This is a genomic window from Rhodococcus sp. NPDC019050 (genome assembly GCF_055664235.1).
Genome location: NZ_JBVOON010000011.1, coordinates 67,709 through 82,141, shown reverse-complemented (window position 1 = coordinate 82,141; position 14,433 = coordinate 67,709). Strand labels below are relative to the sequence as shown.

The 14,433-nt window shown below is 68.0% G+C and carries 13 protein-coding genes; 8 read left to right on the top strand and 5 right to left on the bottom strand.

The features are described from left to right. Positions 1-15: 15 nt before the first annotated feature. From AC0B44_RS13255 to trmB, 3 genes are read right to left on the bottom strand one after another with little or no spacing between them, the layout of a single operon-like run. Complete coding sequence (locus AC0B44_RS13255) at positions 16-3,294, bottom strand: MMPL family transporter (RefSeq protein ID WP_471903320.1); 3,279 nt, start codon at positions 3,292-3,294, stop codon at positions 16-18. Between the two features lie 8 nt (positions 3,295-3,302). Then, the gene (locus AC0B44_RS13250) at positions 3,303-4,010 is read right to left on the bottom strand and encodes an NYN domain-containing protein (RefSeq protein ID WP_471903319.1); all 708 of its coding nucleotides are present in this window, start codon (positions 4,008-4,010) and stop codon (positions 3,303-3,305) included. Further along, complete coding sequence (trmB, locus tag AC0B44_RS13245) at positions 4,007-4,789, bottom strand: tRNA (guanosine(46)-N7)-methyltransferase TrmB (RefSeq protein ID WP_471903377.1); 783 nt, start codon at positions 4,787-4,789, stop codon at positions 4,007-4,009. The genes AC0B44_RS13250 and trmB overlap by 4 nt, the downstream gene beginning before the upstream one ends. Positions 4,790-4,995: 206 nt before the next feature. Here trmB and AC0B44_RS13240 point away from each other — a divergent pair, with 206 nt between their 5' ends. From AC0B44_RS13240 to AC0B44_RS13225, 4 genes are all read left to right on the top strand, one after another. After that, positions 4,996-5,583 (top strand): hypothetical protein, encoded by a 588-nt coding sequence (locus AC0B44_RS13240; RefSeq protein ID WP_471903318.1) that lies wholly within the window; start codon positions 4,996-4,998, stop codon positions 5,581-5,583. Then, positions 5,580-7,025 (top strand): hypothetical protein, encoded by a 1,446-nt coding sequence (locus tag AC0B44_RS13235; RefSeq protein WP_471903317.1) that lies wholly within the window; start codon positions 5,580-5,582, stop codon positions 7,023-7,025. Before AC0B44_RS13240 ends, AC0B44_RS13235 begins: the two co-directional genes overlap by 4 nt. After that, a complete protein-coding gene (locus AC0B44_RS13230) occupies positions 7,025-7,387 on the top strand; it encodes a DUF6802 family protein (RefSeq protein WP_471903316.1) in 363 nt (120 codons plus the stop codon). Before AC0B44_RS13235 ends, AC0B44_RS13230 begins: the two co-directional genes overlap by 1 nt. A gap of 277 nt (positions 7,388-7,664) precedes the next feature. Further along, on the top strand, positions 7,665-9,497 hold the full coding sequence (locus tag AC0B44_RS13225; protein ID WP_471903315.1) for a phosphoenolpyruvate carboxykinase (GTP): 1,833 nt from the start codon (positions 7,665-7,667) through the stop codon (positions 9,495-9,497). A 118-nt stretch (positions 9,498-9,615) separates the two neighbouring features. Here AC0B44_RS13225 and AC0B44_RS13220 read toward each other — a convergent pair whose 3' ends face one another. Further along, positions 9,616-10,203 carry a TetR/AcrR family transcriptional regulator gene (locus tag AC0B44_RS13220; protein ID WP_471903314.1) on the bottom strand — a complete coding sequence of 196 codons (588 nt, stop codon included), beginning with the start codon at positions 10,201-10,203 and terminating at the stop codon, positions 9,616-9,618. Between the two features lie 81 nt (positions 10,204-10,284). Here AC0B44_RS13220 and AC0B44_RS13215 point away from each other — a divergent pair, with 81 nt between their 5' ends. The 4 genes from AC0B44_RS13215 to AC0B44_RS13200 all read left to right on the top strand — a co-directional run bounded on the left by AC0B44_RS13215 (position 10,285) and on the right by AC0B44_RS13200 (position 13,816). Beyond that, positions 10,285-10,725, top strand: coding sequence for an anthrone oxygenase family protein (locus AC0B44_RS13215; RefSeq protein ID WP_471903313.1), 441 nt, complete (start codon positions 10,285-10,287; stop codon positions 10,723-10,725). Between the two features lie 159 nt (positions 10,726-10,884). Next, positions 10,885-11,817, top strand: a complete 933-nt coding sequence (gene cysK, locus AC0B44_RS13210) for a cysteine synthase A (protein WP_471903312.1) — start codon at positions 10,885-10,887, stop codon at positions 11,815-11,817. 7 nt (positions 11,818-11,824) lie between these two features. Then, complete coding sequence (gene epsC, locus AC0B44_RS13205; RefSeq protein WP_471903376.1) at positions 11,825-12,403, top strand: serine O-acetyltransferase EpsC; 579 nt, start codon at positions 11,825-11,827, stop codon at positions 12,401-12,403. Between the two features lie 105 nt (positions 12,404-12,508). Beyond that, positions 12,509-13,816, top strand: coding sequence for an amidohydrolase family protein (locus AC0B44_RS13200; RefSeq protein ID WP_471903311.1), 1,308 nt, complete (start codon positions 12,509-12,511; stop codon positions 13,814-13,816). Here the strand turns inward: AC0B44_RS13200 and AC0B44_RS13195 are convergent, their stop codons facing one another. Next, complete coding sequence (locus tag AC0B44_RS13195; protein ID WP_471903310.1) at positions 13,817-14,407, bottom strand: helix-turn-helix domain-containing protein; 591 nt, start codon at positions 14,405-14,407, stop codon at positions 13,817-13,819. Between the last annotated feature and the right edge of the window lie 26 nt (positions 14,408-14,433).

Here is a 14,433-nt window from a genome sequence, read left to right as displayed (position 1 = left end):
CGCTGCGACCGGGGATCAGGGTCGCCGCTGGCGCGCAATCAGCTCACTGACACTGATCGGTCGTCCGGCGTCGTTGCCGTGCCGGCCGCCCTGCGGATCGTTGGGATCGACCGCCCGATCCGGCTCGGGGTCGGCCGGTGGCTCGGGGGACCGGCCGGTGGGACGGGGTTGTCCCTCCGGCCGTGCGGGCGGCTGCTGCCCATTCGGCCTCGGCTGCATATTCGGGCCGGGCTGGGGCCGCGGTTGCGGGTTCGGCGGCTGCTGAGGGTACTGCCCGGGTTGTGGGCGAGGTCCGGCCTGTGGACGGGGTCCGGCCGGGGGTCGCGGTCCGCTCTGCGGCCGCGGTCCCGTCTCCGGTGCCCGGTGCGCCGACTGTCCCGATCCGGGACCGGTGCGCCGCAGCTGCGACAGCCAGCTTTCGATCGCCTGCGGATCCCGTGCCCGGCCGGCACCGTTCGCGGCGTCACCGTCGGGCTGCGGTCCGTCGACTCCGTGTTGCGCGGGCGGGTTGCCGCGCGCACTCGGATCCGTGATGGGCGGACGCACGAAGTTCTGCGGCAACGGCGGCGGCACGTCGCCGCGCCGACGTCGGGGCAGTGGCGGCATGCCCGCGGTGGGCGGCTGGGACGCAGCCGACGGCCGACCCTGCGGTGGCAGTGCCTGAGGTACGTCCGGCGACTGGGCGTCTGCATCCCGTCGTTGCGGCATCGGCGGACGCTGGCCCGGGTTCTGGCCGTCGAACGGCGCGGGACGACGCGGCGGCAGCGGCGGAGCCTGACGATCGTCGCCCTGCGGCCGACGCTGCGGTGGTAGCTGCTGCGACGGCTCTCCGGCGCGCGGCGTCGGACGTCCGTCTGCGGCGCGGTGGCGCGGGTCGGCACCCTGCGCATCCGGACGTGGCCGCGGGGCCGCGGGCCGGGGCACCGGGCGACCAGGACCCTGACGTCGCGGCTGCGGCGTGAGGTCGCGGAACTTGCGTTGCTCTGCCGCCGGTCGCGGCGCGGCGATCTTGGGCAGCGGCTGCGTCATGTCCGACGTGCCGGCGAAGATACCGGGCGGGAAACGATGCGAACCGGTTGCCGACACGGTCGCGGGCCCGAACATGCCGACCGTGATGAGTTCGGGCACGTCCTCGGGCATCAGTTCGTCGGCGAGGATCGGCTCGGCGAGGCCGACCTTCTCCTGGATGCGTTTCATCCACGCCGGTGCCCACCAGCAGTCGTCGCCGAGCAACTTCATCACTGCCGGCACAAGGAACATGCGGATGACGGTCGCGTCGATGACGAGAGCGGCGATCATGCCGTAGGCGATGTACTTCATCATCACCAATTCGGAGAACGCGAACGCACCGGTGACGACGATGAGGATCAGCGCGGCGGCGGTGATGATCCGGCCGGTGTGCGACGTGCCCACCCTGATCGATTCGGTGGTGCTGGCGCCCTGCGCTCTCGCTTCCACCATCCGGGAGAGCAGGAACACTTCGTAGTCGGTCGACAGCCCGTACACGATCGCGATGATCAGCACGAGCACCGGAGACATGATCGGTCCCGGCGTGAAGTTGAGTAGTTCGGCGCCGTTGCCGTTGATGAAGATCCAGGTGAGGATGCCGAGCGTCGAGCCGAGGCCCAACGCGCTCATCAACACGGCCTTGATCGGCAACACCAGGGATCCGAACGCCAGGAACATCAGCACGATCGTCAGCGAGACCACGACCAGCACCATCAGCGGCAGCGTGTCGAGCAGTGCCGCGATCGAATCCTGCTCGATCGCCGGGGTGCCGCCGACAAGGACCTGGACGCCTTCGGGCCACTCCGCGGAATGCAGATAGTCGATGGTCGGGGCGGTTTCGTTGCGGTCCGTCAGACCTGCTTTCAGGACGCGCACGCCGTCCTTGGCTGGGCCTGTGATGCTGAATTTCTCGACGAGACCCGGCGCGGCGTTCGCCGTCTCCATGATCTTGTTCAGGTCGCCGCCCTCGGCACCCTGGATCACCAGGCGCACAGGTTCGGCTCGCTGACCCGGGAACAGTTCGTCGAACTGCTCCTGCGCGACGCGCGTCGGATGGTCGGGCGGAAGGTACGTCTCGTTGATGCCGCCGAATTTGATGCCCGTCAGCGGCGTGATCAGCAGCAGCAGTCCGATGACCGTCGGGATGGTCACCTTCATCGGGTTGAGCATCACCCAGCGGGTGAGTCGTCCGATGAAGCTGTTCTCGACTTGTTCGTTCGACTGGATCTGGCCGAACTTCTTCATCCCGAACTTGTCGATGCGCTTGCCGAGGATGCCGAGGATCGCGGGAAGCACCGTCACCGACAGCAACGCGGCGAGGGAGATCGCGGCGATCGCGCCGTAGGAGACGGATTTGAGGAAGCCCTGGGGAAAGAGGAGCAGGCCGCCGAGGCTGGTGACCACCATCGTTGCCGAGAAGATGACGGTACGACCGGCCGTCATGACGGTGCGTCGCACCGCTGCGGCAGTGTCGTAGCCCTCGGCGAGTTCTTCCCTGAATCGGGACACCATGAACAGGCCGTAGTCGATCGCCAGGCCCAGGCCGATGAGCGAGACGACGGGCGCGACGAACGAGTTGACCTCGGTGAAGTTCGTGATCAGGCGCACGACGCCGTTCGCCGCGACGATCGTCAGGCCACCGGTGATCAGCGGCAACGCGGCCGCGATGACGCCACCGAACACGAAGAACAGCAGGATGCCGACGGCGGGGATCGCAAGTATCTCCATCCGCTTGATGTCGTTGGCCATCGTGTCGTTGAGCGCACCGGAGATGGGCTGCAGACCGGCGAGCTGAACGTCGACGCCCTCGATGTAGAACTTGTCCTTGACGTCGCGGAAGTTCCCGGTCAGTTCGGTGTCGTTCGCGCCGGCGATCGCCACCGACGCGATGGCGTGCTGCCGGGATTCGTCGGCCAGGCTCGGGAGCGACGGCGCGGTGTCGGTGGGCCAGTACGCGCCGTTGATCTTGAGGATGTGTTCGGGGTTCTGTTCGACGAGTGCGTTGAGGCTGTCGCTGACCTTCGCCGCGAACTCGGGGTCGTCGACGGTCTTGCCCTCGGGCGCGGTGTACAGGACCAGCACGTCACCGTTGGTGTCGCGCCCGAAGGTCCCGTCGGCAAGTTTCGCCGCGGCTACGGACTGCGAGCCCGGATCGTCCCAGCCGCTCTGGCTGAGATGGTCGTTCAGGCTCAGTCCGTACCCGGCGAGCCCGAGCAGCGCCGCGACCATCACCGCAATGACGGTGAAGCGCGCGCGATAGACGAGCGTTCCCCAACGGTCGAACACTAGATCTCCTATTCGGCGACGCTCTTGCGCCCCACGAGGAGGGCGGACAGCGGTCGGAACGGCTGCAGCCAGGCTCCTTCGTCGGGCAGCGATTCCAGGCTGACGCGGGGCAGCGGTTCACGGAAGACGCCGGGGATGTCCTCGAGATCGACGAAATCGAGGATCTCGGACGTGACCGCCCAGCTGGCGTGCTCACGGAAACCCAGCACTTGCACAGCGACGCCCGCGGCTGCCAGTTCCTCGAGCGGTTCGCGGAACGCCTGCCCGTCCGCCGACGCCACCATGACACCGGCGAGGCCTTCACGGCGGCGCAACGCGATGTGCTCGAGCATATCGGAGTCGACGTCGCTGTCCTCGTCGATCTTGGGCTTGGCGAACACCGCGAAGCCCACGTTGCGCAGGGCTTCTACCCAGGGACGCACCACGTCGGCGCTGCCGGGGGCGATGTTGGTGAAGACCGTCGCTTCCGGTTCGAGCGTCGTTCCGACGCGACGTGACAGATCGGCGGTGCGGCCGAGAAGCCAACGGCCGAGTGCGTCGAACCGGGGACGATAGGCCGCAGTGGGCCGGCCGCCGAGGATGGCGCCGAGCCCCATGTCGAGGTTGGGAGCATCCCAGACGAGGAGGACGCGACCGGACTGGTCGCTGCCGCCGACAGGGCCGCTCTCGATGGCGGTGGGATCGGTCGTATCGGACAGCTCTTCGTGGACGCTCATGCTCCGATCTTCCCCCAGACCATTTCGGAGATGGTGCTGCCCACCTGGTGAGCCTTCCCCTCGAACTTCGTCACGGGCCGCTCGAGGCTGATCGGCGACTCCCCCGACAGGCGCTTCAGCAGCGGTTCGGCGTCTCCGGTTTCCCGGATCGCTTCGGCGTATTCGGCGTGGTCGGTGGCGACATGCAGCACACCGCCGGGGACGAGGCGATCGGCGATCAGGGAGAAGGTCGGTGCCTGCAGCAGCCGACGCTTGTGGTGGCGCGCCTTGGGCCACGGGTCCGGAAAGAAGACCCGCACCCCGGTCAGCGACGCGGGGGCAAGCATCTTCTCGAGCACCTCGACGGCGTCGCCCCGGAGAATGCGGAGATTCGTGACGGGGGAGTCGGTGTCCAGGGTGCGCTCGATGCGCTGCAGCGTCTGGGCGAGGCCGGGGCGATAGACCTCGACGGCGATCAGGTTCACGCTCGGTTCGGCCCTAGCCATCGAGACGGCGGCGGTTCCGGTTCCCGATCCGATCTCGAGCACCACGGGAGCCGAACGGCCGAACCACGCGTCGATGTCGAGCCGGTCGTCGCCGACATCCCGGCCGAGCTGGGGCCACAGCCGGTCCCACGTCAGCTGCTGGGGTTCGGTCAGCGCTCCCCGGCGGGACCGGAAGCTCGTGACCCTCGGGTACAGGCGATTACCGCGGGTGGGCTGCTCGTCGAGCATCTCGGTGGTGTCTTGATCGGCGTCGTTCACCCGACCATTGTCACGTATCCGGCGAGTGGGTGGCAGGAGTGACGGAAGGGACCACAGTGTTTTCTCAGGCTTCCACCGGGATTTTTAGGGTCCGGGAGCCGTTTTCCCGGGATTTCGCGCGGTTTCCGGGCCTCGTGTCGCTTTTCTTCCCCTCCGGAATCCCTCACTTTCTCAGAATTGCGTCGAGTCTTACCCCTGCACGACGTCGTGTGTTCTGACACAATCCCGCCGACGATCGGGGGATGTCGATGGTGGGGGACCTCTGGCACCGGCTCGCGGTGGAGGTGGAGAAGCTCGACAGTGCTGCCGGTCGTGCGGTGCATGCGGCAGTGCGTGAGCATGGCGGACCGCTCCGAATCCAGGTGGCCGGACGAGCGGGCACCGGCCGCAGGTCCGTACAGAACGTTGTCGCGTCGATCTCGGCCGGCGAAGCGGACGTCACGGGTGCGGTCGTCGATGCGCCGGACGCACCCGACCCCCTGTTCGACGGCGACGTCGTCGTCTACGTCCTGCCGAATCGCCTCGACCCTTCATCGGTGCATCCCGCAGACCGGTCCGCGCTGTCCCGTATCGACCCGCGACGCGTCGTGGCGGTGACGGGCGGACCGGGTGAACAGGCCGATCCCATTGCCGCGACACTCGGCATCGGAGTATTCACCGTCGAAGACCCGGCGCTCGCCGACGCGGTGACCGCACGACTGGCCAACGCGTTCTCTCACCGCGACGAGCACCTCGTGCGGACGGTCGCGGGGATCGCCGCCGGACCTGCGGCGCGCGATCTGATCGAGGCGGCGATCGACACCGCGAACCCGCCGCGCGAGGTCTCATGACGACCGGTGCCGACGACGTCGTGCGCCGGTGGAATCCGCACGGGTGGGCTCGACTCCACGAGGCCGCTTCGCGTGTCGTGCGGGTCGTCGGTGTCGCGGGGTCGGGAGTAGGCGCACTGTGCGACGAACTCGCGGAGATCGGGGGCGTGCAGGTCGTGCGGGACGGACCGGCACCGGTGGTGCTCGTCGTCTTCGACGCGTCGGCCGTGATCGGGCGCACCGAATTGGAGTTGCTCGCCGCTGCCGCGCTCGCCGCGAGCGAGGTGGTATGTGTCCTGACGGGGATCGACCGGTACCCGGCGTGGCGCTCGGTCCGCGACCGCGACGCGGCATTGCTGCACCGGCACGCGTCCTTTCTCGAGCGGGTCACCGTCCTGCCGGTGTCGGCCGAGATGTCTCGACGCGCGCGGGAGGTGGGGGGAGACGCGGGTTCGGTCCTGCTCATCGAATCAGGCATCACCGAACTGCGGGACGTGCTCGTCGCGGCCGTGGACGCCGCGGGTGACCCCCGTCGTGTGCGCCGCGCTGTCCTGGCCCGGACGCAGCGCATGATCCACGACGAGATCGAGGGGTTGAGGGCCGGCGACGACACCACCGACCTGCGCGCCGAGCGGCAACGACTCGCGTCGCAGCCCTCGCCCCTCCCCCCGACGACGGAGTTGCAGCGGGTGCGGGTGGAACTGCTGCAGGACGTCGCGCGCGAGATCCGGGGCGTGGCGTCCACGATGCGCGAGACCCTCGACGACAGCTCGTGCGCTGCCGAGGACATCGCCGGGAGCCTGGACGCTCACCTCGCCGACGTGCGTGCCCGCGTCGCCTCGAACCTCGCGTCGCGGACGGACACCGACCCGGGCAGCAGCGGCGCGGTGCCCCCGGAACCGATGCGCTCCTCGCTTCCCGGTCCGGGACGTGCACTCGAAGACCGGCTGACGGTCGTGCTCGGCGCATCGGCGGGTGCCGGTCTAGGGCGGCTCCTGGTCACGCCGTTCGGCGACATCCCCGCTCTGGTGGCGGTGGCGGTGGCACTCGCGGGCGCGGTGCCCGCCGCATGGTGGCTCGTCCGGGTGCGTCGCCGCATCGCGCACCGCGAACGCGTCCGTCGCTGGGTGGGGGAAGAACTCGCCACCGCCCGCGCCGACCTCGAGGCGTGGGTGCGGACGCGCACCTACGAACTGGAAGCGCACGCACTGTCGGCGGCCCGGAGCGCACACGACGCCCGCACGGCTCGGCGGCGGGAACGTCTGGCCGCGCTCGACGACGAGATCGCGCGACTCACCGGCGAGCGGCGTGCGCGGGTCGCGGCGTGCGAGCGAGACCTCGCAGTGCTGGGACGCCCGGGGGAATCGGGCGGGGACAGGGAACCGCGAGGGCGCCTCGTGCGTCGAACCGATCAGGAGAACGATTCGGCGGGCGGCGACCGTGCACGGGTTCGGGGGATCTGATGATGGAGACGTTTCCGGGTGACGCCGGTCCGGGCGGGCCGGTGCCCGGCGAGTTCGACCCGCTGGCGGCGTCCGCGTGGGCGGACGGAACGGCGCCGACAGCCGACCTGGACGGCGACGGGATCCTCGACACCGTCGTCGCCGGCAGTGAGGTGTTCGACGGGGGTCGTTCCGGTGGGGGAGCGCTGGTCGTCGCCACCGACACCGACCTCGACGGCCACGCCGACCGCCTCACGGCGATCGAGGACGACGGGGAATACGGCGTGTGGGAGTTGCACCGGGACCTCGACGGAACAACCCGCTGGACACGCGTCGACCGAGGTAATATGAACGCCGTAGATCACGTAGAAGCGGGCAAGTGAGCTGTGTCCGTCTGTACGAGGGGGGTAGGTGAAGGTATTCTGCGCGCTCTCTGAATCGTTCATGTGACATTTCCGACCGGCCCCGAGTGTTACCGGCAGGAGATCCACAGTTAGCCTCTACGAATAGGACTTCCGGCGCCCGCTTCGCCGTCCGGCCACGGATGAAGCTGGTGGTACCCCTGCCGAGAGGGGAAAAGCCCGGGTCTGCCACTGTCCGTGCGCCATTGGTGCAGGTCGGGGGAGGGATCCGGTTCCGGGCACACCCCAGGAGAGTTTGATGACCTCAGCGACCATTCCCGGTTTGAACGGTACCGACGACAAGCTCCCGACCCAGCACGCCGAACTGCTTGCGTGGGTCCAGGAGGTTGCGGAGCTCACCCAGCCCGATCGCGTCGTGTGGGCCGACGGATCCGACGAGGAGTGGGACCGGCTGACCGCTCAGCTGGTCGAGGCGGGAACGTTCACTCGTCTCAACGATGAGAAGAAGCCGAATTCCTTCCTCGCGAACTCCGATCCGTCGGATGTGGCGCGTGTCGAGTCCCGCACCTACATCTGCACCGAGAACGAGATCGGCGCGGGCCCCACCAACAACTGGATGGCGCCCGACAAGATGCGCGAGATCATGACGGAGCTGTACCGCGGCAGCATGCGCGGCCGCACGCTCTTCGTGGTGCCCTTCTGCATGGGTCCCCTCGGCGCCGACGACCCGAAGCTGGGTGTCGAGCTCACCGACTCCGAGTACGTCGTCGTCTCCATGCGCATCATGACCCGCATGGGCACCGCCGCGCTCGAGAAGCTGGGCACCGACCGGCCGTTCGTGAAGGCGCTGCACTCTGTCGGTGCGCCCCTCGAAGCAGGTCAGCAGGATGTCGCGTGGCCGTGCAACGACACCAAGTACATCACCCACTTCCCGGAGACCCGCGAGATCTGGAGCTACGGCTCCGGTTACGGCGGCAACGCGCTCCTCGGCAAGAAGTGCTACTCGCTGCGTATCGCCTCGGCGATGGCCCACGACGAGGGCTGGCTCGCCGAGCACATGCTCATCCTCAAGCTGATCTCGCCCGAGAACAAGCCGTACTACGTCGCCGCGGCATTCCCGTCGGCATGTGGCAAGACGAACCTCGCGATGATCCAGCCGACCATCCCGGGATGGCGCGCCGAGACCCTCGGTGACGACATCGCCTGGATGCGCTTCGGAGAGGACGGCCGTCTCTACGCCGTCAACCCGGAGTTCGGTTTCTTCGGCGTCGCGCCCGGCACGAGCGCCGATTCCAACCCGAACGCCATGGCGACGATCGAAGCCGGCAACACCATCTACACCAACGTCGCGAAGACCGACGACGGTGACGTGTGGTGGGAGGGCATCGGCGGCGAGACCCCCGCGCACCTGACCGACTGGCTGGGCAACGACTGGACCCCCGAGTCCGACACGAAGGCCGCGCACCCGAACTCGCGGTACTGCACCCCGATGTCACAGTGCCCGATTCTGGCTCCCGAGTGGGACGACCCGCAGGGCGTGCCGATCTCGGCGATCCTGTTCGGTGGTCGCCGCAAGACGACCGTTCCCCTGGTCAGCGAGTCCTTCGACTGGCAGCACGGCACGTTCCTCGGTGCCACCCTGTCGTCCGAGCAGACCGCTGCCGCCGAGGGCAAGGTCGGCAGCGTGCGCCGCGACCCGATGGCGATGCTGCCGTTCCTCGGCTACAACGCCGGCGACTACCTCAGCCACTGGATCAACCTCGGCAAGAACGCCGATGCGACCAAGCTGCCGAAGATCTTCTACGTCAACTGGTTCCGTCGTGGCGACGACGGCCGTTTCCTGTGGCCCGGGTTCGGCGAGAACTCGCGCGTCCTGAAGTGGATCGTCGACCGCATCGAGCACAAGGCCGACGCGGAGGCCACGCCGATCGGCTACGTGCCCACCGCCGCCGACCTGACCCTCGACGGACTCGATGTCGATCGCGCCGATGTCGACGAGGCGCTGAAGGTCGATGTCGAGGAGTGGAAGCAGGAACTTCCCCTCATCGAGGAGTGGTTCGAGTTCCTCGGCGAGAAGGTGCCGTCGGGTATCCGCGACGAGTTCGAGGCACTGAAGCAGCGTCTCGGCTGATCGAACGAACTACGACGAATGCCGCTGTCCATCGGACGGCGGCATTCGTCGTATGTGAGTCGAGAAGCAGAACCCCGAATTTCGGTGCTGTCGATGAGGACTGTGCCGTGCCGGGGCGTCAGCCCGCGAATCGGCGGACGAGTTCGTCCACGCGGCGCTCCTGGTTCTCCGCGGAGTAGCGGGCCGCCAGCCACAGGGTCGCCACGCCGTGCATCGCACCCCACAGCACCTCGGCCGCCGTCCCGAGGTCGGCCGGTGGATGGTCGACGCTTTCCAGGACGTCGACGATCGAGCCGAAGGCGTCCTGCAGCGCGGGAGGAGTGTCGTCGGACGCGAACGGCGTCCCGATCGGCAGACGGAACATCGCCTCGTACGTCGCGGGGTTCTGCGCGGCGAAGTCGAGGTACGTCGTGACGAGCGCGCGCACGCGCTCGGCACCGCTCACGTCCGGAGTGGACGGTGTGGCGGCGAGTGCCGCCGCGAGTTCGTCGAAGCCGGCAAGTGCCACCGCCGTGACGATCTGGGACCGGCCCTGCGGGAAGTGGCTGTAGAGCACGGGCTGGCTGTACTCGATCGCGTCTGCGAGCCGCCGCACGGTCACCGCCTCCCAGCCCTGCTCCTCGGCGAGAGCCCGCGCGGAGGTGACGATCCGCCGCTCACGCTCCGCCCGCTGTTGTGCCTTGCACGCTGCTGCCGGTGTGGTCATGACACGAATGCTAGCGCCGCTAGATTCCGTCTGCTACATTTCCTAGCATTGCTAGATTTCGAACGACCGAGGGAGTCGGACATGGACTGGTTGTCGATAGTCGCCGTGGTGGTAGTCGGACCGATGGTGGGCGTGGAGGCGTCGGTGGCGTTCGTCGTCAACCCGATCGTCGACAGGCTGCCGGGGAGCGCAGGGCTGTTGGCCCGGACCGATGGTGGACGCATGCTCGGCCGGGCGATGCCGCCCTGGTACGTCGCGTCGCTGGTGCTCACCGTCGCCACGGCCCTGTGGGTACCCGCCGCGGCCTGGGCGGCCTGGACGTCCGCCGCACTCCTGGCGCTGAGCATCGGCCTTTCGGTCGGCGTGCTCGTGCCGATCAACAACCGCACGAAGAACTGGACGCCGGAGACGGCGCCGCCGGACTGGCGCGAGCAGATCGGCCGCTGGGACCGGTACCACCTCGTCCGCATCGCCCTGCTCGTCGCCGCCTTCGCGCTGCTTGCTGCAGCGGTCGCTGCCTGACCGGCGTGAGGTCCCGTCCTCCTCCGGGAATAATGACGACTAGCGGATACGTTCGTACTTCGATGGGACCTCCGCGTCCGCATGCGGCGACGGGATGGTGCAATAGACCACAAGCTAGATCGATACGGCCGCAACAGTGGCCACGAGGAGGACTCCAACATGGGGATCTACAACAACGTCACCGAGCTCGTAGGCCGCACGCCGATCGTGCGCCTGAACCGGCTCACCGAAGACGCCGGCGCCACCGTCGCCGCGAAGCTCGAGTTCTACAACCCGGCCAACAGCGTCAAGGACCGTATCGGTGTGGCGATCATCGACGCCGCCGAGAAGTCCGGCGAGCTCAAGCCCGGCGGCACCATCGTCGAGGGCACTTCCGGCAACACCGGCATCGCGCTCGCCATGGTGGGTGCTGCGCGTGGCTACAACGTCATCCTCACGATGCCCGAGACCATGTCCACCGAGCGTCGCGTCATGCTCCGCGCCTACGGTGCGCAGATCGTTCTCACCCCCGGTTCCGAGGGCATGAAGGGCGCGGTCGCCAAGGCCGAGGAGATCGTCGCCAACACCGAGAACGCGATCCTCGCCCGCCAGTTCGGCAACCCCGCCAACCCGGCGATCCACGAGCGCACCACCGGTGAAGAGGTCTGGAACGACACCGACGGCGCCGTCGACATCTTCGTCGCGGGAATCGGTACCGGCGGCACCCTCACGGGCGTCGGCCGCACCCTCAAGGCACGCAAGCCCGGCGTGCAGATCATCGGCGTCGAGCCCGCCGACTCGCCGATCCTCACCGGTGGTGAGCCCGGTCCGCACAAGATCCAGGGCATCGGCGCGAACTTCGTGCCCGACGTTCTCGATCGCGAGATCTACGACGAGATCGTCGACGTCAAGTTCGGCGACGCGATCGAGGTCGCGCGTCGGCTGGGTACCGAGGAGGGCATCCTCGGCGGCATCTCGGCAGGCGCCAACGTCTGGGCGGCGCTCGAGATCGCGAAGCGTCCGGAGAACGCAGGCAAGCTGATCGTCGTCGTCGTGCCCGACTTCGGCGAGCGCTACATCTCCACCCCGCTGTTCGAGCACATCCGGGACTGATTCCGTGCTGGCTATCCTCCGGACAGTTCGTGAGGACCTGCAGGCTGCGCGTGGCCAGGACCCGGCCGCGCGCAGCAATGCGGAGAACGCGATCGTCTATTCCGGCCTGCACGCGATCTGGTCGCACCGGGTTGCGCACCGGATGTGGGCGGTGCCGGCCCTGCGCGGGCCCGCACGGGTGCTCGCGCAGTTCACCCGGTTCCTCACTGGTATCGAGATCCACCCGGGTGCGACCATCGGGCGGCGCTTCTTCATCGATCACGGTATGGGCGTGGTGATCGGTGAAACGGCAGAGATCGGTGACGACGTCATGCTGTACCACGGGGTGACGCTCGGCGGACGGTCGCTTCTCAAGGAGAAACGGCATCCCACGCTGGGTAACCACGTGACCGTCGGAGCCGGGGCGAAGATTCTCGGACCCGTCGTCATCGGGGACGGCAGCGCGATCGGAGCCAATGCTGTTGTCACACACGACGTGCCAGCGGATTCGATCGCGACCGGCATCCCCGCGACCGTGCGTTCACGCCGTCAGCACGAGCCGCTCGTGGATCCGACGACGTTCATAGATCCTGCGATGTATATCTGACCGCAACTCCGTGGGGCGCACTCGGGCGCCCCACGGAGTTGGTGTGTCTGTGACGAAAAACGTTCGCCTCGCGCGATATTGCCGACGCGAGTACCTTGAGTTTTCATGCTGACCCTCACCGGAGCGGTGCGTCTCCTTCTCGGTTCTGCGGGCGAGGTCACCGCAGACATCCACTGCGCGGACGGCGTCGTCGTCGCGGACGTGGCGCCGGGCGGCGAGGTGCTGGACGTGTCCGGCTGCGTCGTTACGCCAGGTCTGGTCAATGCCCATCATCACTTGTTCCAGACGGCATTTCGCACGATTCCCGGTACGCGTGGAGTACCGATGGCGCAGTGGTTGCCCACCATGGCCGCGGCATACGCGGCCGCCGGTGTCGATCCGGAATTGGGAGCCGCCGCCGCGCGGGCCGGACTCGCGGAAGCCCTGCTGTGTGGTGTGACCACTGTCGCGGATCATCATCTGACATGGCCCGCGGGCGGTACCGCAGCGTCCAGCGTGGAGTTCGCCGACGCGGTGCGCGGAGCAGCCGAAGAACTGCACGCACGGCTCGTGTTCGTTCGTGGCAGTGCGAAGGACGACCCGGATGCTGCCGGTGAGTCGGCAGAAGCTGTTGCGGCGCACTGGTTCACCCCCGGTGATCGAGGTGTGACGGCAAACGGCATGGTGCAGTTGGCTGTCGGTCCGGCAGGCGTACACAGTGACTCCCGCGAGACGTTCGACGTTCTCGCGGCGGTAGCTGCGAAATACGGTCTGCGCCGCCGGACACAGGCCAACGAACAGGTCGACGTGGCGATCGCGCAGGAACGTTACGGACGTCGGCCCCTCGACCTGCTCGACGACTGGGGCTGGCTTGCCTCCGATGTCACGCTCGCGCACCTGTGCGAGGTGACGGACGACGAGATCGCGCGACTGGCCGCCGCCGGTGTCACGGCCACCCACGCGCCCGGCTGTGATCTTCCGATGGGGTGGGGAATCGCTCCCGTGGCTTCGTTGCTGGATGCCGGAGTCGTAGTGGGCCTGGGCACGAGCGGCGGGGGTAGCAACGACGCCGGTCATCTTCTCGCCGACGCACGACTTGCGATGCAGGTTGCGCCCCTGGTGGGCAGGCCGATCCCGGCTCGGGAACTCCTTGCTGCGGCCACATCCGGCGGAGCCGCCGGCTTGGGACGACCCGAGTTGGGCACCCTCGAGGTCGGTGCGGCCGCAGACCTGTGTGTCTGGGACGTGTCGGGGGTGGCCGACGCGGGTGTCGCCGATCCGGTTGCCGGGCTGTTGTGGGCGGCACCCGGACGCCGACCCCGGCATGTCGTGGTCGCGGGCAAGGTCGTGGTCCGTGACGGCGAGTTGGTGACTGCCGACGAGCGGGAGATCGCAGGCTCTCTGCGGAAGCTGTTGTCCGAGCGAATGTCCTGATCAGTGCTCGTCGTGGATGCGCTGCTTCACGACGAGCAGTCGGTAGCCGGGGCCGTCTGTTGCCGACGCCCACCAACGGTGCGGTGTTCCGCCACGGTAGTACAACGAATCGCCCGGGGACAGATGGTGGCAGCCCTGGTTCTGAAGCTCGACGGTGACGAAACCTGTCGCAACATAAAGGAACTCGTCTTCAGGGTGTGCGAAATATGTCCCGACTGTCGTGTCGGTGCCGACGTACTCCATGGGGTGGAACACACTGTCGTGCGGGACCAGCATGCGTGCGTGCCCGCCGGCTGCGGGGACGGCAGGACCCTCGTCGGCGCGCAGTATCCGGGGCTCGCAGCCGGGTGTGAGCACGGGGTCCGGTTCGGCGGCGGCCATCAGCGCGGGCTGGGTGCTGTCGAGCGCGCGAGCAATGCGATCGAGTGACGGCATGCTCGGCCGCGTCAGGCCGCGCTCGAGCTGACTCAGGAACGAGTGGGTGAGGTGCGTACGTTCGGCCAGTTGGACGAGGGTCAGACCCTGAGCGCGCCGGAGCAGACGGATCTGTCGGCCGAGCCGTACCGATTGCTCGTCGAGTACACGTGTCACAGAGGAACCTCCCTACGGTCCGGTCC

Coding starts and splice junctions, on each gene's coding strand:
- AC0B44_RS13240 (WP_471903318.1), top strand. CDS start 4,996: ATGTCGATGGTGGGGGACCTCTGGCACCGGCTCGCGGTGGAGGTGGAG.
- AC0B44_RS13250 (WP_471903319.1), bottom strand. CDS start 4,010: ATGAGCGTCCACGAAGAGCTGTCCGATACGACCGATCCCACCGCCATC.
- AC0B44_RS13200 (WP_471903311.1), top strand. CDS start 12,509: ATGCTGACCCTCACCGGAGCGGTGCGTCTCCTTCTCGGTTCTGCGGGC.
- AC0B44_RS13215 (WP_471903313.1), top strand. CDS start 10,285: ATGGACTGGTTGTCGATAGTCGCCGTGGTGGTAGTCGGACCGATGGTG.
- AC0B44_RS13225 (WP_471903315.1), top strand. CDS start 7,665: ATGACCTCAGCGACCATTCCCGGTTTGAACGGTACCGACGACAAGCTC.
- AC0B44_RS13230 (WP_471903316.1), top strand. CDS start 7,025: ATGATGGAGACGTTTCCGGGTGACGCCGGTCCGGGCGGGCCGGTGCCC.
- AC0B44_RS13235 (WP_471903317.1), top strand. CDS start 5,580: ATGACGACCGGTGCCGACGACGTCGTGCGCCGGTGGAATCCGCACGGG.
- cysK (WP_471903312.1), top strand. CDS start 10,885: ATGGGGATCTACAACAACGTCACCGAGCTCGTAGGCCGCACGCCGATC.
- AC0B44_RS13220 (WP_471903314.1), bottom strand. CDS start 10,203: ATGACCACACCGGCAGCAGCGTGCAAGGCACAACAGCGGGCGGAGCGT.